Here is a 15525-nt window from a genome sequence, read left to right as displayed (position 1 = left end):
CGCCCCCCGGCCCTCCGCCCTCTCACGTCCAGGAGGACACCCATGCCCGTAACCCGGAAGAAGGACATCATCATCCCCGAGCTGCTCGAAGACGCCATCAAGGGCGAATTCGCGGGGATCAACGCCCTGTGGGGCAGCAAGGCCGTCAAGGTAAACGGCAGCCTCGGCAGCACGAAGAAGGGCGAAGTCGTGCAGGTGCCGTACTTCGGCAACCTCGGCGAACTCGAAGACCTGGCCGACGACGAGGGCGGCGACGGCGCGCTGCCCGCACTCACCCCCGCCAAGCTCACCATGACCAGCGAGGAAGCCCGCGTGCACCACTCAGGCAAGGCCTTCGAGGTCACGGAGTGGGCCGAGATGTCGATCTCCTACGCCGACCCCTACGCGGAGGCGGCACGCCAGTTGCGCGAGGCCGTGTTCCGCCGCGCGGACAAGGCCCTGATCGACGTCGCCCGCACCACCGACCTGGTGCTCGACCTGGTGACCAACCCCATCGACGGGAAGAGCACCCTGGGGTACGACGGCGTGGTCAAGGCGAAGTACCTGTGGGGCGACGAGGGGCAGAGCGTCAGCAGCATGACGATGCACTCCAAGGTCGGCGCGGACGTCGAACTGCTCAAGGACGGGGACGGCAAGCCGCTCGTCAGCGACGCCATCCAGGGCCAGGGGGCGCGCCGCTTCGTGGGCGTGCCGTACACGCTGAGCGACAAGCTCACCATCGCGGGCGCGACTGAGGCGGACCGCAAGTACGAGACGCTGCTGGCGCGCGACAACAGCATGCTGTTCTGGTACAACGGCGACTTCCAGGTGCAGACCGACAAGGACATCCTCACCGACTCCCGGGTGGCGGCCGTGCACATCTACTGGCTGGCGCATCGCTACAAGCGCATGCCCGGCAGCACCCGCACCGGCGTCGCCAAGATCGTCAGCAAGTGAGGGCAGGCCCGGGCCACTGGGCCTGTGCTCGTTGCTGATCCGCCCTCTCTTCAAAGGAAGGTGATTCACATGGGGGTAGGCACTCTCCGGAGGCACTACCGCAACAAGGTTCTCTCCCGTGAACAGGCGGGCGAGGACGCCACCGCGATGGTCTATCAGGCCAAGGCAGAGGCCATCGCCGGGTTCGCCCTGCCGCGCAGATTCGTCTCCGACCGGATTCGCAAGATCCTGGTCGAGAAGAACCTCACCACGCTCGACGACCTGAACGGCGCCTCTGTGGCCGAGGTGTCCGAACGCACCGGCCTGAGCAAGATGGACGCGGGCAAGGTCGTCAAGGCCGTCGAGCGGGAGGTCGCCCTGCGCGCCGACGACCAGGTGCGGCTCCTCGCGGACTTCCCCTTCCAGGCGGAGCTCGTGGCCGCCGGGTACACGACCGGGGCGAGCATCGAGGGCCTCGACGAGTCCGAACTCGCCGACATTCCCGATGTGGGCGAGCCGGGGGCCCGCGTGATCGTCGCGTACCAGGACGGCCTGCTCGACGTGCCCTTCCCCGAGAACGTGCCCCACCTGGTGCGTCTCGGCGAGCTGGGCATCCGGGGGCCGAAGCAGCTCGCGCTCTACACCGCCGACCAGCTCCGCGCCTTTGGGATGACGGAGCAGGAGGCGGCCGAGGTCGTCGCCTACCGGGAGGCGGTGGGAGCCCCGGCGCCGGTTCTCGGCGAGCCCGGCACACCCGGCACCGCCGCAGACGCCCAGGACCTGCCGCCGCTGGAGTTCGAGCAGGGATTGAACGACAGCCAGCAGCAGCCGGTCACACCGACGAGCGATCCGACGGCGACGGTGGGCACGCAGGGCGAGAACGCCACCGGCACGGCGGACTGAGGCGTGACGGCCTACGCCTCGGAGGCTGAGCTGCGGGCCTACGCGGTGGGCCTCACCCTGCCCGCCGAAGTGGGGGGCGCCCTGGCGCAGGGCAACCACTGGGCCACCCGGCAGGTCGAGAAAGTGGAGGCCAGCCCGACCGGGGGCGCGCTTCAGGACGTGAAGTACGCGGCCTGCGCCCACGCGCTGGGCATCCTCGCCGGGAACGGGCTGATCACCGTAGCCGAGCAGGCGGCCGAGAGCTTCGAACTCGGCCCGCTGAAGTTCAAGCTCAGCAAGGCGCAGACGGTGAGCCTGCCCGATTTCGCCACGAAGGCGCAGCAGCACCTCGACGATGCCGGGCTGAGTGCGGGGGGTGAGGACCAGATTGAGGTCGTCACCCGGGTGCGGAGGCGCTGGTGAGCTTCCAGATTCCCAGCAAGGCCTTTGTACAGCGTATCGGGCGGCCCGGCGTGCAGGCGGTGCTCGCCTCCGACCACGCGCAGGACGTACTGATCCGGCGGCCTGGTGTGGCGGACGTGCCCGCGCGGGCGCTGTTGCTGCCGTGGAGCGACGAGGGCAGGGGAGGGGCGGACGCCAAGGCGCCGGAGGTCCGTTCGGTGGCGTGGTTCGGCCTGCTCCTTCACGGCGCGCCGGTCTCCTCGCTGGGCTTCTCGCTGGTGACCCTGGGCGGGCAGGTGTTCACCCCGGACAGTCCACCCGAGAACGCGGGGGGTGCGGACGTGGCCTGGCTGCTGCGGCTCACGCCCCTGCACGGGCGCACCCGCGTCTCCACACTGACCTTCACCCTCTCCGGCCCGGGTCTCGTGACCGACCCCGAGACCGGCAACAAGCGGCCCGCGTCCGGCGCAGCGGTCGAGGTGCCCGTCCGCCTCACCGCCACCACCGACCCCCGCATCCGCGAGACGGTGGGCGCCGATCAGGCCGAACTCGTCCTTGTCGGGCGCTGGGGCAGCGTCGAGCACCCGCAGGCACGCCCGGCGAACGTGGGGTGGGGGTCGTCCTCGCCGCTGGAGCTGGACGGGCAAAGGGGCAGGCTCACCCTCGCGCTGGCGTGGCCGGACGAGGACCTCGCGCAGGAGCGGCAGTTCGGAACCCGGTTTCTCGCCACCTGGAGGACCACATGACCCAGTCACCCATCCCCGAGGCCCTCAAGCGCGTGCTTGTGCGCGAGGACACCACCCTTGACGCGGCGGCCCAGATCACCGTGGACTACACGGGCGGCGGGGACATCGCCCACCTCGTGCTCAACCCCGAACACGCCCCACCCGAGGCCGTCGAGGGCTACCGCATCCGCGCGGCGATCAGCGCGGCGCTGGAGGCATAGGTGACTCGCAGGCAGAAGAAGACCGCGCTGGACAGGCTCCTTGCGCGCGTCACCGTCGTGGAGACCCCAGACCAGCAGGAGGCTGTGGTCTACGTGGTGCAGGGGCGGGCGCGCAACACCACCGTGCACCTCGACCCGGCCAGGGTCAGTCACCAGGAGCGTCATGAGGTCACCCTGCGTGGCGCGGCCCTGCTCATCCTGGATGGGTTCAGTGGCTACAACGCCACCGTCCGCCGGGCCTACGGGACCTTCGAGAAGGAGCAGCGCGAGTATGACCGGGCCAGGGCCGGCGCGCTGGCCGAGATCGAGGCCCTGCTGCACCAGATCCATCCGTACGCCCCGCCCGAGGACCAAGGGGCCGGATGACCGTCCGCGTCACCCTCGACTTCGGGACCCTCGACGCCCGCGCGGACCAGGCCCTCAAGGCCACCACCGCCCGGGTCGGGGAGCGCACGCAGGCGCTCCTGCGCGCCCGCGTCTGGACCTGGCCGAACGTCACCGAACGGAGAAACGGCGAGCTGGCGGGGTTGACGCGCAACATCATCGACGAGGGGACCCTGGCCGCCAGCCAGTCGGAACCGCGCCGAATGGGTACGCTGAACTACCGCCTCACCTGGGACGCTGACCACGCCGCCGCCGTCTTCCTCGGCGCGGTGTTCAGGAAGCGCGCGGGGAGCCTCCCGGCAAGGAATGCGCCGCTCGCGGCCATCCGCAGCCTGAATCTGCCCGAGGAGTTCGCCAAAGCCTGGAGGAAGGGATGAGACAGCTCACTCTCCCGGAGCTGCGCGAGGCAGTCGAGTGGGCTCTCGCGGACGCGGACGTTGTGCTCGGCACCTACCGCTACCCCGGGGGGCAGGAGACCCCAGCCCTGCACGTCGGTGACCCTCCTGAAGGCGTCACCGTCCGGGGCCTGGAAATCCTGATCCCCGCCACCCCCGAGCCCACGGTGATCAGCACGTTTGCCGGGGCCATCACCATCGACCACTACCCGGTGCGCGCCGTTTCCCACGACGGGAGGACGCTGACGCCGGTGTGGCAGGCCCTCGCCACGGCCTTTCGGGGCACCCCAGCCCCGCAGGTGTTGCAGGCCACCGACCGCTACCCCGACCAGATGCTGGTCACCATCACGCCCTGAAGGAGGGCCCCACCATGACGTACACCGCCGCACAGCTCCAGCAGAAGGTCACCCTCGGCCGCGAGTCCATCTTCCGCGTCGCCCTGGTCAAACCCGACGGCACCACCGACACCTCGGCGAACCACAAGGAACTCTCGCTCGCCTCCGAGACCACGGTTGGCTTCGAGAACAAAACCATCTCCTTCTCGAACTTCGCCTCCGGCGGCGACGACGTGGAAATCCCTGTGGGTGAGACGGGCGTGCTCGAACTGAGCGAGATGCAGTGGATCAAGGACGATCCTGCCCTCGTGATCATGGAGACGGCTGCCCGCAACAAGACGCCCGTCTCCTACGAGTTCCTGCCCGAGGGCGTCGGCGCTGGCAAAGCCATCTACAAGGGTTCGATGACCGTGAACTCCTGGGTCATCAAGTCGGCCTCCAGCGCCACGGTCACGGTCCAGAACCCGAAGATCGCTTCGAACGGAATGCCCGACAAGGGCGACCAGCCCGCGTGATCTGGCGCGACGCCTGGGAGGATGCGCCCGGCGTTGTCGTCATGAGCGAACACGGCGTGCAGCAGGGGAAGCTGCACGCCGTCGTTCTCGCCCTGCGCCTGGACGCGCTCCCCGCCGCCGCGACGCTCACCAATGAGCATGGCGCCCAGGTCCGCGTCCGACTCCCCCGCGACGTGGACCCCTTTTCCATCAACACCCGCATCCCACTGACCGTGGAGGTCACAACATGAGACACAGCAAGCTCGCTTTCGGTACTCAGTCCCGTAAGACCCTGCCCTTCACCCTCGCCGGGCTCGTCTTCTTCACCCGCCCGCTCACCGTGGACGAGGACCTGTCGCTCTCGGACGTCGGGGACCGCTACGACCTGGAGACGCTCGAACCGCAGGAGACGGTGGCGTTCCTGGACGAGCAGCTCGTCATCGTCGCGGACCTGCTCCAGAGCCGCGTCCAGGGCGAGCCCCAGCCCCTCGTGACCGCAGGCTGGGCCGGCATGAACCTCGGCGCCTCGAACCTGGCGAAGGTGCTCCACTTTCTGCGCACCGGCCAGCGCCCCGAGGGCCCGTTCGAACTCGGCGCGTGGGAGGAAGAAACCTTCACTGTGCAGGACCGCGAGTTCCGGCCCCTGCGCCCGTCCTTTGCGGAGCAGCGCGAGGCCGCCATGATCGGTGCGGCGAAAAGCACCCGCGAGGCTATCGAGGGCGGGCTGGCGTTCCTCGCCCTGCTGCTCACGAACCGGGCGGTGGACGAACAGCCCGTTGAGGTGGCCTGGCTGCGCGCCAATCTGGGCACGCCGGACGTCACCGCGCTGACCAGCTACCTCCAGAACGGCCCGCAGCAGGAGGCAGCCCCAAACGCGCCAGCGGAGGCCGCCTCGGCGGACGGGTCGAGCGCCTCCGCAGCCTGAGCGCCCAGTACGCGCGGGCGTACCACACCCCACTACACGAGGTATTCGCCCTGCCGGTCGCGCTCGTCGAGGAGGGAGTCGAAGAAACCCGGGCCCTGCGCTACATGGACGCGCTGCCGGTCTATCAGTTCATCGCCACCTACCTCAACTCGCACGGCGGCAAGGACCCGAACGCCAAGAAGTTGCCGCAGAGCCGGGTGTACACCCCGGAGGAACTGATGCGGCCCTGGGCGTTGCCCGACTCGCTCACGCCTTTCCGCTTCAACCAGGGGGAAGCGCGCGCGGTACTGGACGCGCTGCCGCACCTGCGCGGCGCCAACTGGGTCTTCCAGGCCCTGATCCACCGGATCATGCCGCTGGACGAGATTGAGCGGGCGGCGGCGAGCTGAGCAGCTACTTGGGGACCGCGATGAGCTTCAGCCCAAGCTCGTCAAGCACCTTCTGCCAGCTCTCAGGCACCTGCCCGGTGCGGCCCGTGAGCATCTTGGCGAGCGCCGGTTGCGTCATGCCGAGGCGTTGAGCAAGTTCCACCTGCGTCAGCTCGCGGTCCTTCATCGCCTCTCGTACCGCCTGACGCACTTCCGGATTCATCCCTCTGATCGTAGCACCAACGTTCATATTGCCAATGTTGACATACTATTGCCGACTTTGCAATAATACCGGGAGCAGAAAAGGGACCTCGCCGTGGAAAGCCGGTCCCCTTCTCTGCGAACTCGGAGGTTCGTATGACAGTGTACGCGGAAGGCGGCGGCAACGATCCCAGGGCCTGTGAGCGGTGCGGCAAAAGGCCGGGCGTCATCATCACCATCGGAAGCGAAACGGGGTTCTACTGCGGAGAGTGTGTCCAGGTGATCATCGCTTTCAACGCGGGCCTGGACCACCTGAAGCAGCTCCTCGATCTGGCGTTGAACGACTGGCTGGACGTGTGGGAGGCCCACCCATCCTTTCACCGCGACTGGAACGAGCTGTTCAGCATGATGGCGGACAACATCGCCCTTGACAGCTTCGTCCTGGGAATCCTCGCCAAGCGCCGGATCGTCCCTCCGCCTAGGGGGCAGCGGTGATTCGCGGCGGCGATGCGTACCGGTCCGGGCATCGCCGCCGCGCCAAGCAGTACGGTGCGGCGGGCAGCTTTGATCGGTGGGACGTGATGCTCAGGTTCGACCGGCAGAAGGGGCGATGCCACTACTGCGGGGAGGTGCTGGAACTCGTGGGGCGGAACAAATTTCAGGTGGACCACTTCATTCCGCTCAGCCGAGGGGGAGCGAACGCTATGAATAACATCGTTTGCGCCTGCCCCGGCTGTAACCGGGCGAAGGGGTCCAAGTTTCCCTGGGACTTCAGGCCCGCGCGTTTCGATGTGGGATGTGGGCGGGATGACTGAGATCAGGACATGCTCCACCTGTCGCGAGGGCAAGCCCGCCACAGGTCAACACTTTCACCCAGGCAAGCGGCCTGGCACCCTGCGGATGCAGTGCAAAGTGTGCACCCGCAGGGTGCAGAGAGAGTGGTACTACCGGAAGCAGGCGTTGAAGCCTCGGCGGGCCGACGAGGTGCCGGAGGGTCACAAACGCTGCTCTTCCTGTGCCTTGATGCTTCCCCTCGACAACTTCTACCTGTTGCGTGGCGTGAACAGACGGGTGTCGGCCTGTAGGTCATGTACCAGGCGGAAATTAAAGGAAAACTACGATGCCCTTCCCAAGGAAGAGCATCAAGCCCGCAACAGGAAAGCTTACGAGCGCCGCAAGCAGAAGCAAGGGCTCAGCCTCGATGCCCCTGACGGCCTGTTGCATATTGCTGTCACGCGCGACGAGGTAAAGACGGCAGCCCTCAAGGCCATCGGGCACGTCCCCTTCCGTATCAGCGGCGTCTACGCCATCCGTAACCTGAAGACCGGTCAGGTCTACGTGGGCAGCGCCCATGACGTGAGGTCTCGCTGGGGTACCCACTTCTGGCGCCTCAATCAGGGAAACCATCATTCCCCACGCCTTCAAAGAGCCTGGAACCGTGACGGAGCTGAATGCTTTCAATTCGACCTGCTGGAGGCAATCAGCGACAGGTCCATTCTTATCCTGGTCGAACAGGCATGGATCGACTTTCTCCATGCCTTCGCTGTCCACGGGGGCTACAACGTCTCCGCCACCGCTGGAAGTACGGCAGGCAGGCCCTCCAGTGAGAAGCAGAAGCAGGTGGCACGGCAACGTGCCCTTGCCTCTGCGCGACCTTACCGGGTGACCTGGCCGGACGGCAGGACGGAGACGGTACCCAACCTTCGCGTCTTCTGTGAGCAGCAGGGCTTGCACCAGTCGGCCATGAGGAAACTGGCAGCCGGGAAGCAGACGGCGCCGCATAGAGGGTTTCGCTGCGCCCGCGTAAGTGACGTATCGGGGTAGGTCCCCCGATTCAGGCGCGTGCCGCCCTTCGGGGCGGTTTAAGCTGCGGCGTGGAACTCGACCCTGAGACAAAAGTCCGCATAGAAGCGGAGGAGGCGTACCGCGCGGAGGTTCGGCGCAGTCAGCCCCCGAGCGTGGACAAGAGGCGACAGAACTTCATCCTGCTCGGCGTACTGGCCGTACTGGCCCTGCTCTACGGGCTCTCTCACGCCTCCTGGCTCGTGACCTTGACGCCCGCGCCGACCCAGCAGCACGCCCCGTAGGGCCACATCAGACCTTCGCGCCGCCTCCGGGCGGCTTTTTCATTGCCGCCCGGAGGTGGTCACCATTTCGACTCTCGTAGGAGCTGCTCACCTGGAGCTTGCCGCCGACACGTCCCGGGCAAGGGCCGATATTCAACAGTTCGCCCGGGACGTGTCGGGGATGCTGGGGAACCTCTCCCGGCCCCTGAAAATTCAGTTCGAGCAGGGGGGCAGATCGAACCCCATCCGCGACAGCCTCAAGGAGACGGAGCAGGCGGCGTCCGAGACGCAACGCCGAATTGACGCCCTGTTCCAGCGGAGTGGCGATTCGGCACGCGCGTCGGCCGAGTCCATCAGGCAGGGCCTCCGCGAGCAGGCCGAGGAAGCCAGGCGGGTGTCCAGGGAGCAGGCCGCTGCCACTCGGGAGGCGGCCCAGGTCGCTCGGCAGGAAACGCAGCAGCAGGCGCAGGCCGCACGGCAAGCTCTTCGGGAGCAGGCCTCAGAGGCCAGGCGGGTGTCCAGGGAGCAGGCCGCTGCCGCCCGCGAAGTTGACCGTGCGACACGGCTGGCCGCCCAGCAGCAGGCACAGGCGGTCAAGCAGTCCCTGCGTGAGCAGGCCGCAGAGGCCACGAGGGTCGCTCGTGAGCAGGCGACCGCTGCCCGGGAGGCCGAGCGAAACGCGAAGCAGCAGGCACAGGCCGAAAAGGCGCTTCAGCAGGCCCTCCAGGAAACAATCCGCAGCCTGGATGCCGAGCAGCGCAGCATACGCAACCTCTGGCAGGCGGGGCGCGTTCTCGGGCCCGAGCTGGTGCAGGCCCAGCGGGACATTCAGGAGCGTGCCCTCGTTGCCACCGCCGCCCTGGACAAGCAGAGCGACGCCTACCGGCGCCTGACCCAGGTCGCGGCAGCGGCCCAGCGCACCCAGGATCAGGCGACAGGCCGAGTGACGCCCGGGGGCTTCTCGGCGGGGGTCGTGAGCGGCATTCAGAACTCCGGGCTGTTCAACCAGCTCGCCGCGAATGCCGGACTGGCGAACACGGCTCAGAACCTCGGCATCGTGTCCCAGGCTTTCACGGGCGCGAAGAAGAGCGCCGTCGAGTTCGGCGGGGCGACGAACGCCGCCGCGATCACCACGGGAGTCATGAGCGCGGCGGGCGCGGGGTTGGCGCTGGGCCTGGGGGCCGTCGCCACAGGGTTCCTCTCCCTGGGCCGGGTGGGGCTGGAGCAGACCAAAACCCTTCAGGGGGGACTCAATACTCTCCAGGCCAACGGCTTGCGGGACCTGGACGGATTTCAAAAGCAGGTCCGGTCCCTGAAGGAGGAGTTGGGCACGGTCGGCAAGAGCCTGAGCGTCGCCAGCCTCACCGCGACGGCCGCCGACCTGGTGAAAGCCAACCTCAGCGCCAGCGACTCCTTGACCGTCCTGGCCGCCAGCTCCAAGCTCGCTGCTGCCGAGAACACGAACCTGAACCAGACGAGCGCGCAGCTCCTGATGAACGTCCGCCAGTACGGCCTGGGCGTGGAACAGGCGGGGCGCGTTGCGGACATGTTCGCCAAGGCCGGGAACCTCGCGGCAGGCACAGCCAACGACTTGAGCCTGGGCTTCGGCAAGGTGGGCGGCACGGGTCTTCAAGCGGGCATCGCAATGAACGACCTGCTGGGAATGCTGGTCGAGCTGGACCTCAAGGGGATGAGCGCCGCCGACGTGGGCGCTGACGCGCTCCGCACGGCCCTCTCGTCCCTCGCGGACCCGAGCGAGAAGGCCAAGGGCATCCTGAAGGGCCTTGGCGTCCAGATCGACGACACCTCCGGCAAGGCTCGCCCGGCGGGCGCCATCATGGCCGACCTCGGCGAAAAGATGCGCGGGATGGGCATCACCTTCAACGCAGCCACCGGGCAACTGGAGGGCAACGGGGAGGCGCTGCGGACCGTCGCCGGCCTGATGGACACCCGGGCCGCTGCCGCCGTCATCAGCCTGACCGGCGAGTGGCGCAAGCACGGCCAGGTCATTCAGGAGAGCGCGGGTTACGCCACCGAGTACGCCGACATCATGAATCAGGGCGTCGAGCCCGCACAGCGTCGGCTCAACACCGCTCTGGAGGACGCGGGGCTGGCCCTTGTCAAGAGCTTTGCCGGGCCCCTGGCGAACCTGCTGGATAAGGTCATCACCCCGGGGATCGAGACGCTGGGGAAGTTCGTCGAGAAGCTGGAGGGCGTCAGGTCGCCCGGCGAGTTGAAGGCCAGCCTCAAGATCACCGCCGAGGACAGCAACACCGTCGCCGTACTTAAGCTCCTGACTGGGGCCGGGGTCGCCCTCTCCACCGGGACCGACGGCAAGGGCGGCGTCGCCGGAATGGCGGCGGGTGCTCAAAAGCAGATCGACGACCTGGTCCGCGCCTTTAACGTGGCGCAGTTACAGGGGGCACTCGTCCAGGCAGGGGTGCTGGAACGGCAATTCAACCCCCTCAAGCAACTGGCACAGGCGCGGGCTATCGGTGCCGACGTGCCGAAGTACCAGCAACTGCTGGCCGACGCCCTCAACAAGAACACGCAGGCAAGTCAGGCTCTGCTGAGAGGCTTGCAGCCGCAGACCGGGACGGGCAGCCCCTCCATGTCCACGGGCGTGGCCGGGCTCTGGACGGCCAACACCATCGCCGCCCTGAAAGACGTGTTCGTCAACGATCCCAGGGTGTCGAGCGACTGCGCCATCATCGCCTCGCGCATCCTCCAGACCATCGGGGTGAGCATCAAGCCCAGCGCCAACGCCGCGCAACTGGAGCGGAACGCTGTCGCCGCCGGGGCGCAGCGGGTGGGCGTCCAGGGGGCGAATACAGGCGATCTCGTGGTCTACAGCTCCGGGAACGGTCGGAAATACGGGGCGACCTCGGGCAAGCACGTCGCTGTCGTCGTGGGGAGGGACAAGAAGGGAAACCTCCTCATCATCGAGAATCCGGGGTCCAGCAACACCCAGGTGGTCCCGATCTACGACACCCAGAACGCAGCCGTCTACCGCTTCAAAGAGTCGCCGATCAGCGCCTCCAGCCCGGCTGGACGCTACGGGACGGCGGGTGCCAGCGCGCCGTCGCCGGTAGCGCCCGCCGACCCGAACGCCGGCCTTAAAAAGGCCCTGGACCAGGGATACCACCTCATCAACCAGTACCGCGCCGCGCTCCGAAGTGGCGGGGAAGTCTGGCAGACCAAGGCAAAGGCGGCCCTCGACGAGTTCTTGAAAAACAACAGGGCCGCCGTGGGCGGGCTCAAGGACGACCTCGCCTCGCTCTCCAGACTCACGTCCGGGCGCACGACCGCCCGCTCGGGGTACGGTCAGGGATACGACCGCTTGAAGGGCCAGCTCGGCGAGGCGGAGTCGCTCTACAAACTCAGCGACGATGCCAGGGGGTACGTCAAGAGCCTGGACGCCATCGCGGTTGCCGCCCACCGGGCCGCTGATGCCGAGGAGAACAAGAACGGCAAGACCCGGAAGTATTACGCCCTCCTCGGCCTCGCGGGAGACGCCACCGGAAAGGCACGCTCCCAGCGCGATGCCCTGCAACGGGATGAGGATCAAGCAGACAGGGAAGGCGAGCGCCGTGCCCGTGAGGCGCAAGGGCGTCGCGCCCGGGTCGCCGAGGCGGCGCGGCAGGGCAACATCACCCTCGCCGAGCAGGAACTCGACCGCCTCCAGCAGATGCGCGAGAACGACCTGCGGGCGGTGGGCAAGAACGCCGAGGCCCGGGTGGCCGTCGAACGGCGCTATGCCGGGCAGATTTACGCCGCCCAGGTTGCGGTCGCCGAGCGGCGCCGCAAGGACGCCCTCGCGGACGCCGCCAACGGCCCCGCGCAGGAGCGCGCGCAGGCCGAGACCGTCGCCCAGAACGCCTACACCGCCACCGTCACGAAAGCCGCCGCCGACCGTGACGCACGGTTACAACAGGTCGAAGAGGAGTCCGAGGAACGCCGGAAAGCCCGGCAGCAACAGACTCAGGCGGTTATCCAGGCAGGTCGTCAACTCGACGTGCAACTCGCCCAGGCTCACCTCAAGAAGTTGGAGGGCCTCCGGGACGCCGACCTGAAAAAGGCCGGGGACAACGCGGCCCAGCGGGTCGCCGTCGAGAAGCGGTACGCGCAGGGCGTGCGCGCCGCCCAGGAGTCCATCGCCCAGGCTCAGTACACCGTCGCCGAGCGCGCCGCCCTCTCGGGCCCGGCCCAGAATCGGGAGGACGCCCTGCGGCTCGCCCGCGAGGAGCGTGACGCGGCGTTGCGCGCGGCGGCGAGCACGACGCGGGTGGACGATGCCATCGAGCAACAGGCCGTCAAGGTTCGCTCTCTGCGCGACTCCTACCACCAACTCGCCGAGTCCGTCCGCGAGAAGGTCGAGGCAGGTACGTTCGACGAGCAGGCACAGCAGGACGCAACCCGTCAGTTCAATGAACTGGGCCGCGCCGCGCGGGAGGCCGGGCTCTACCACGATCAGTACGCCGAGGGGGCGCGCAAGAGCACCTGGGAGGCTATCCAGGGGGGGCGGGCAGCCCAGGAGTACCAAGGGCACCTGCGGGACCTGGACGGCCAGTTGGAAGCGAGCGAGGCGGCCCAGACGGGAGCCGCTCAGCGCGCCGCCGACCTCGCCTCCTCGCTGGACGACCTGGGGGACCGCGCAGGTGCTCTCGCCACCCTGAACGCCGCCCTCGACGCCGTGATGGAGGCGGCAGGGCGTGGGGAGAATGTGGGGCAGGCGGTCAGCTTCCTCACAGGGGAGATTGACGGCCTGAGCGCCAGTCTCGACAGGGGCGCGCTGGAGCGGGCCCAGAACTTCCTCGCCAACGTCCGCGCTGAGCAGGACACCAGGGCCGATGAGGTTGCCACCACTGCCGAGCAGGCCCAGGGCAGCCGTGATCAGGCGGACGCGGGCAGGGTCGCTGGACTGGCAAAGGCGGGCGTGTTCGGCCTCACGAATTTCCTCGGGGGGGCTGCGAACAGCTTCTTCGGGGAGCGATTCTGGACCCAACTTGGCGAGCAGGGGCGAGAGCGGTTCCGCGCCGAACTCGACATGCTCACCCCTGCGGACTTCGCCAAGCTGGGCGAGACGGCCTTGCGTGGCCTGTCCGACCGGATCGGCGACGCTCCCGAGTGGGCGGACCTGAAGGCCAAGGTGAACGCGGGCATCACGATGGCCCTGGAGAATGGCGCCACCGACGCCGGATACCAGGACCTCAACATGCTGCTCACCCAGTTCGAGGGGCTGGATGCGGGGGCCTCCGACTACGCGGACACGCTGAGGGACGGGCTCCTCCCCGAACTGAAACGCATCCGCGACACGGCCACCGACCCGGCCCTCAAGGACATGGCGGATCGCGCTATCACCCGCCTTGAGGGGGAGGTGGACGCGGCCCGCTCACTCGCTGATGCCCTCCAAGAGGCCAAGCAGGCCCAGCTCGACCGCGACAAGGCAGCGGGCCGGGTCAGTGAGGCCGAGTACATCGACCGGCGCACCGGCATCCTCGCCTCGGCGGAGATCGCCCGTTATGCCCGGGAGAGCCAGGGTCTGACCGGGGCTGCCGCCCTCGCCGCGCAGGTCCAGTATCAGGAGCGCCTGGGCGCCATTTACGCGGACGGGGACCGCCAGCGGCAGGACCTCACCCTGCGTATCCAGGACGAGACGCTCGCCGTGCAACGCCAGCGTGAGGTAGACGAGCTGGAGGACCGCCATCAACGCGGGTTGATCAGCGAGACCAACTACCTGCAAGCGCGGCAGGTTCAGGCTGAGCAGGCCGCCCGGGACGAGTTCGCGCGCCGGGTACGCGGCCTGAAGGAGGGAAGCGAGGAGTACAGGGCGGCAGAGAAAAAGCTCCAGGCTGACCTGACCGCCATCCGGCAGCAGGGCGAGCGGGACCGCGCGAGCGGCCTGAAGGCAGCGCAGGACGAGCTGACAGCCGCCACCCGCGAGTACGCCCAGGCGATAGGGGAGACCGAGCGCCCCTACCAGACGCAGATCGCCAACCTGGAGTTGCTCAAGCAGAAGTACCCGGAACTCGCCTCCGGAATCGATCAGCTCATCGGGAAGTATCGGGAGCTTCAGGCGGCGGCGGACTTCGGGCCTCTGGCAAGCAGTCTTGGTGCTGCTGCTGGAATTCTCGGCAAGAACGGCCCGCTGAACGCGACGATCAGTGCCGGGCTCAGCGGCCTGGAAGCCTTTTTCAGCGCGGGCGGGAAGGCGGGCGGGCGCGGGGCCATTCTCATGGGGGCCGCCGCCTTCGTGGGCGGGCTCGTCGACGTGTTCAAGACGGGCGACGAGGACGTGGACGCCGTGGTGGGCACCTTGGTGTCCGGCCTCCAGGCCACGCTGATGCAGCTCGCCCAGGGCAACTGGGTGGGAGCGCTGCTCACCGGCGTCGCGACCCTCGTCGGCACCGTCATCGACCTCTTCCGGGGGGGCCGGAACAGTGCCCGGAAGGCCGCCCGGGAAATCGCCGACGCGACGAAGGACGTCAAGTTCTTCGACGTCTCGAAGTACGCGAAGGTGGTGTCCAGGGGCGGCTTCCTGGGGTTCCTCGGCTTCAAGAAAGCCGAGCTCGACGAGGAGGCGGTCTCGTTCGCGAAAACCCTCGGCGACGCGATCTACGAGGCGATTCAGGGCGGGATGCTCGACGGGATCAAGGCGGGGAAGACCTCGTTCACCGCTCTCGGTCTCGACCTGAAGAAGTCTCTCGCACAGAACATCCTGCAAGGGCTGATCGACGGGTTCCTGAAGGGCGAGGTGATGAAAAACATCATCCAGCCCTTCCTGGACCGGTTCATCGCGGCCAAGAAGACGGCCGACCCCCGTGACGACGTGCAGGCCGCCGCCGACCTCCAGCAGGCGGTGGTCTCCGGCAACGCGGAGATGGCGGACTTCTACAACAACGTGCTGGTGCCCACCTCGAAGCAGCTCGGCGTGTTCGGAGTGGACGCGGAGACGGGCACCGAAACCGGGAGCAGCCTGGGCGGCAACGCGGCCACCGACCTCGGCCTGGCCTCCGCCCCGACCGGCGTCGTCGCGGCGCCGGACTGGGCTGCGCCCCTGAACGCCGCCCTGCCCCCCTTCACCAGGGCTCTGGTCGCGGTGACCCCGCTGCTCGAGCGCCTGACCGACGAGGGGATCGGCGTGAACGCGGTTTCGAGCGTCGTTGTGCGGGCCAGCAGCGACCTGCGCGCCTACGCCACCCGCTGAGAAAG

The 15525-nt window shown here is 68.0% G+C and carries 18 protein-coding genes; 17 read left to right on the top strand and 1 reads right to left on the bottom strand.

What is annotated here, in order from left to right; translation table 11 throughout:
- Positions 1 to 42 precede the first annotated feature (42 nt).
- The 12 genes from DAETH_RS24185 to DAETH_RS24130 all read left to right on the top strand — a co-directional run bounded on the left by DAETH_RS24185 (position 43) and on the right by DAETH_RS24130 (position 6067).
- Positions 43 to 936, top strand: a complete 894-nt coding sequence (locus DAETH_RS24185; protein WP_264778902.1) for a phage major capsid protein — start codon at positions 43 to 45, stop codon at positions 934 to 936.
- 69 nt (positions 937 to 1005) lie between these two features.
- Positions 1006 to 1818 (top strand): HU family DNA-binding protein, encoded by an 813-nt coding sequence (locus DAETH_RS24180; RefSeq protein ID WP_264778901.1) that lies wholly within the window; start codon positions 1006 to 1008, stop codon positions 1816 to 1818.
- Between the two features lie 3 nt (positions 1819 to 1821).
- On the top strand, positions 1822 to 2220 hold the full coding sequence (locus DAETH_RS24175; RefSeq protein WP_264778979.1) for a hypothetical protein: 399 nt from the start codon (positions 1822 to 1824) through the stop codon (positions 2218 to 2220).
- Entirely contained in the window at positions 2217 to 2945 is a 729-nt protein-coding gene (locus DAETH_RS24170; protein WP_264778978.1) for a hypothetical protein, read from the top strand. The genes DAETH_RS24175 and DAETH_RS24170 overlap by 4 nt, the downstream gene beginning before the upstream one ends.
- Positions 2942 to 3145, top strand: coding sequence for a hypothetical protein (locus tag DAETH_RS24165; RefSeq protein ID WP_264778977.1), 204 nt, complete (start codon positions 2942 to 2944; stop codon positions 3143 to 3145). The genes DAETH_RS24170 and DAETH_RS24165 overlap by 4 nt, the downstream gene beginning before the upstream one ends.
- Positions 3146 to 3511 (top strand): hypothetical protein, encoded by a 366-nt coding sequence (locus DAETH_RS24160; protein WP_264778976.1) that lies wholly within the window; start codon positions 3146 to 3148, stop codon positions 3509 to 3511.
- Positions 3508 to 3906 (top strand): hypothetical protein, encoded by a 399-nt coding sequence (locus DAETH_RS24155; RefSeq protein WP_264778975.1) that lies wholly within the window; start codon positions 3508 to 3510, stop codon positions 3904 to 3906. Before DAETH_RS24160 ends, DAETH_RS24155 begins: the two co-directional genes overlap by 4 nt.
- Positions 3903 to 4280 carry a hypothetical protein gene (locus DAETH_RS24150; RefSeq protein WP_264778974.1) on the top strand — a complete coding sequence of 126 codons (378 nt, stop codon included), beginning with the start codon at positions 3903 to 3905 and terminating at the stop codon, positions 4278 to 4280. Before DAETH_RS24155 ends, DAETH_RS24150 begins: the two co-directional genes overlap by 4 nt.
- A 14-nt stretch (positions 4281 to 4294) precedes the next feature.
- Positions 4295 to 4774, top strand: a complete 480-nt coding sequence (locus DAETH_RS24145; RefSeq protein ID WP_264778973.1) for a hypothetical protein — start codon at positions 4295 to 4297, stop codon at positions 4772 to 4774.
- Positions 4771 to 5004 (top strand): hypothetical protein, encoded by a 234-nt coding sequence (locus DAETH_RS24140; protein WP_264778972.1) that lies wholly within the window; start codon positions 4771 to 4773, stop codon positions 5002 to 5004. Before DAETH_RS24145 ends, DAETH_RS24140 begins: the two co-directional genes overlap by 4 nt.
- Positions 5001 to 5678 (top strand): hypothetical protein, encoded by a 678-nt coding sequence (locus DAETH_RS24135; RefSeq protein ID WP_264778971.1) that lies wholly within the window; start codon positions 5001 to 5003, stop codon positions 5676 to 5678. The genes DAETH_RS24140 and DAETH_RS24135 overlap by 4 nt, the downstream gene beginning before the upstream one ends.
- A gap of 104 nt (positions 5679 to 5782) precedes the next feature.
- Positions 5783 to 6067 carry a hypothetical protein gene (locus DAETH_RS24130; protein WP_264778970.1) on the top strand — a complete coding sequence of 95 codons (285 nt, stop codon included), beginning with the start codon at positions 5783 to 5785 and terminating at the stop codon, positions 6065 to 6067.
- A 4-nt stretch (positions 6068 to 6071) separates the two neighbouring features.
- On the opposite strand, the gene DAETH_RS24125 is transcribed toward DAETH_RS24130, so the two are convergent.
- Positions 6072 to 6269, bottom strand: a complete 198-nt coding sequence (locus tag DAETH_RS24125) for a helix-turn-helix domain-containing protein (RefSeq protein ID WP_264778969.1) — start codon at positions 6267 to 6269, stop codon at positions 6072 to 6074.
- Between the two features lie 134 nt (positions 6270 to 6403).
- Between DAETH_RS24125 and DAETH_RS24120 the strand changes: the two genes are divergently transcribed.
- From DAETH_RS24120 to DAETH_RS24105, 5 genes are all read left to right on the top strand, one after another.
- Positions 6404 to 6742: a hypothetical protein gene (locus DAETH_RS24120; RefSeq protein ID WP_264778968.1), complete on the top strand. Its 339-nt coding sequence runs from the start codon at positions 6404 to 6406 to the stop codon at positions 6740 to 6742.
- An 86-nt stretch (positions 6743 to 6828) separates the two neighbouring features.
- The gene (locus DAETH_RS24770) at positions 6829 to 7062 is read left to right on the top strand and encodes an HNH endonuclease (RefSeq protein ID WP_406585132.1); all 234 of its coding nucleotides are present in this window, start codon (positions 6829 to 6831) and stop codon (positions 7060 to 7062) included.
- Positions 7063 to 7270: 208 nt separating this feature from the next.
- On the top strand, positions 7271 to 8071 hold the full coding sequence (locus DAETH_RS24115) for a GIY-YIG nuclease family protein (RefSeq protein ID WP_264778967.1): 801 nt from the start codon (positions 7271 to 7273) through the stop codon (positions 8069 to 8071).
- 50 nt (positions 8072 to 8121) lie between these two features.
- Positions 8122 to 8334: a hypothetical protein gene (locus DAETH_RS24110; protein WP_264778966.1), complete on the top strand. Its 213-nt coding sequence runs from the start codon at positions 8122 to 8124 to the stop codon at positions 8332 to 8334.
- Positions 8335 to 8389: 55 nt separating this feature from the next.
- Positions 8390 to 15520, top strand: coding sequence for a phage tail tape measure protein (locus DAETH_RS24105; protein ID WP_264778965.1), 7131 nt, complete (start codon positions 8390 to 8392; stop codon positions 15518 to 15520).
- The last annotated feature ends 5 nt before the right edge of the window (positions 15521 to 15525 follow it).

The organism is Deinococcus aetherius (genome assembly GCF_025997855.1).
Taxonomy (GTDB): Bacteria; Deinococcota; Deinococci; order Deinococcales; family Deinococcaceae; genus Deinococcus; species Deinococcus aetherius.
The sequence above is the reverse complement of the archived record's forward strand: the minus strand, read 5'-3'. Positions and strand labels throughout refer to the sequence as shown.

What these genes read in the sequence shown, in the direction of transcription:
- DAETH_RS24155 (WP_264778975.1), top strand. Translation starts at nt 3,508, where the DNA reads ATGACCGTCCGCGTCACCCTCGACTTCGGGACCCTCGACGCCCGCGCG.
- DAETH_RS24150 (WP_264778974.1), top strand. Translation starts at nt 3,903, where the DNA reads ATGAGACAGCTCACTCTCCCGGAGCTGCGCGAGGCAGTCGAGTGGGCT.
- DAETH_RS24135 (WP_264778971.1), top strand. Translation starts at nt 5,001, where the DNA reads ATGAGACACAGCAAGCTCGCTTTCGGTACTCAGTCCCGTAAGACCCTG.
- DAETH_RS24180 (WP_264778901.1), top strand. Translation starts at nt 1,006, where the DNA reads ATGGGGGTAGGCACTCTCCGGAGGCACTACCGCAACAAGGTTCTCTCC.
- DAETH_RS24125 (WP_264778969.1), bottom strand. Translation starts at nt 6,269, where the DNA reads ATGAATCCGGAAGTGCGTCAGGCGGTACGAGAGGCGATGAAGGACCGC.
- DAETH_RS24165 (WP_264778977.1), top strand. Translation starts at nt 2,942, where the DNA reads ATGACCCAGTCACCCATCCCCGAGGCCCTCAAGCGCGTGCTTGTGCGC.
- DAETH_RS24770 (WP_406585132.1), top strand. Translation starts at nt 6,829, where the DNA reads ATGCTCAGGTTCGACCGGCAGAAGGGGCGATGCCACTACTGCGGGGAG.
- DAETH_RS24145 (WP_264778973.1), top strand. Translation starts at nt 4,295, where the DNA reads ATGACGTACACCGCCGCACAGCTCCAGCAGAAGGTCACCCTCGGCCGC.
- DAETH_RS24130 (WP_264778970.1), top strand. Translation starts at nt 5,783, where the DNA reads ATGGACGCGCTGCCGGTCTATCAGTTCATCGCCACCTACCTCAACTCG.
- DAETH_RS24185 (WP_264778902.1), top strand. Translation starts at nt 43, where the DNA reads ATGCCCGTAACCCGGAAGAAGGACATCATCATCCCCGAGCTGCTCGAA.
- DAETH_RS24120 (WP_264778968.1), top strand. Translation starts at nt 6,404, where the DNA reads ATGACAGTGTACGCGGAAGGCGGCGGCAACGATCCCAGGGCCTGTGAG.
- DAETH_RS24115 (WP_264778967.1), top strand. Translation starts at nt 7,271, where the DNA reads ATGCTTCCCCTCGACAACTTCTACCTGTTGCGTGGCGTGAACAGACGG.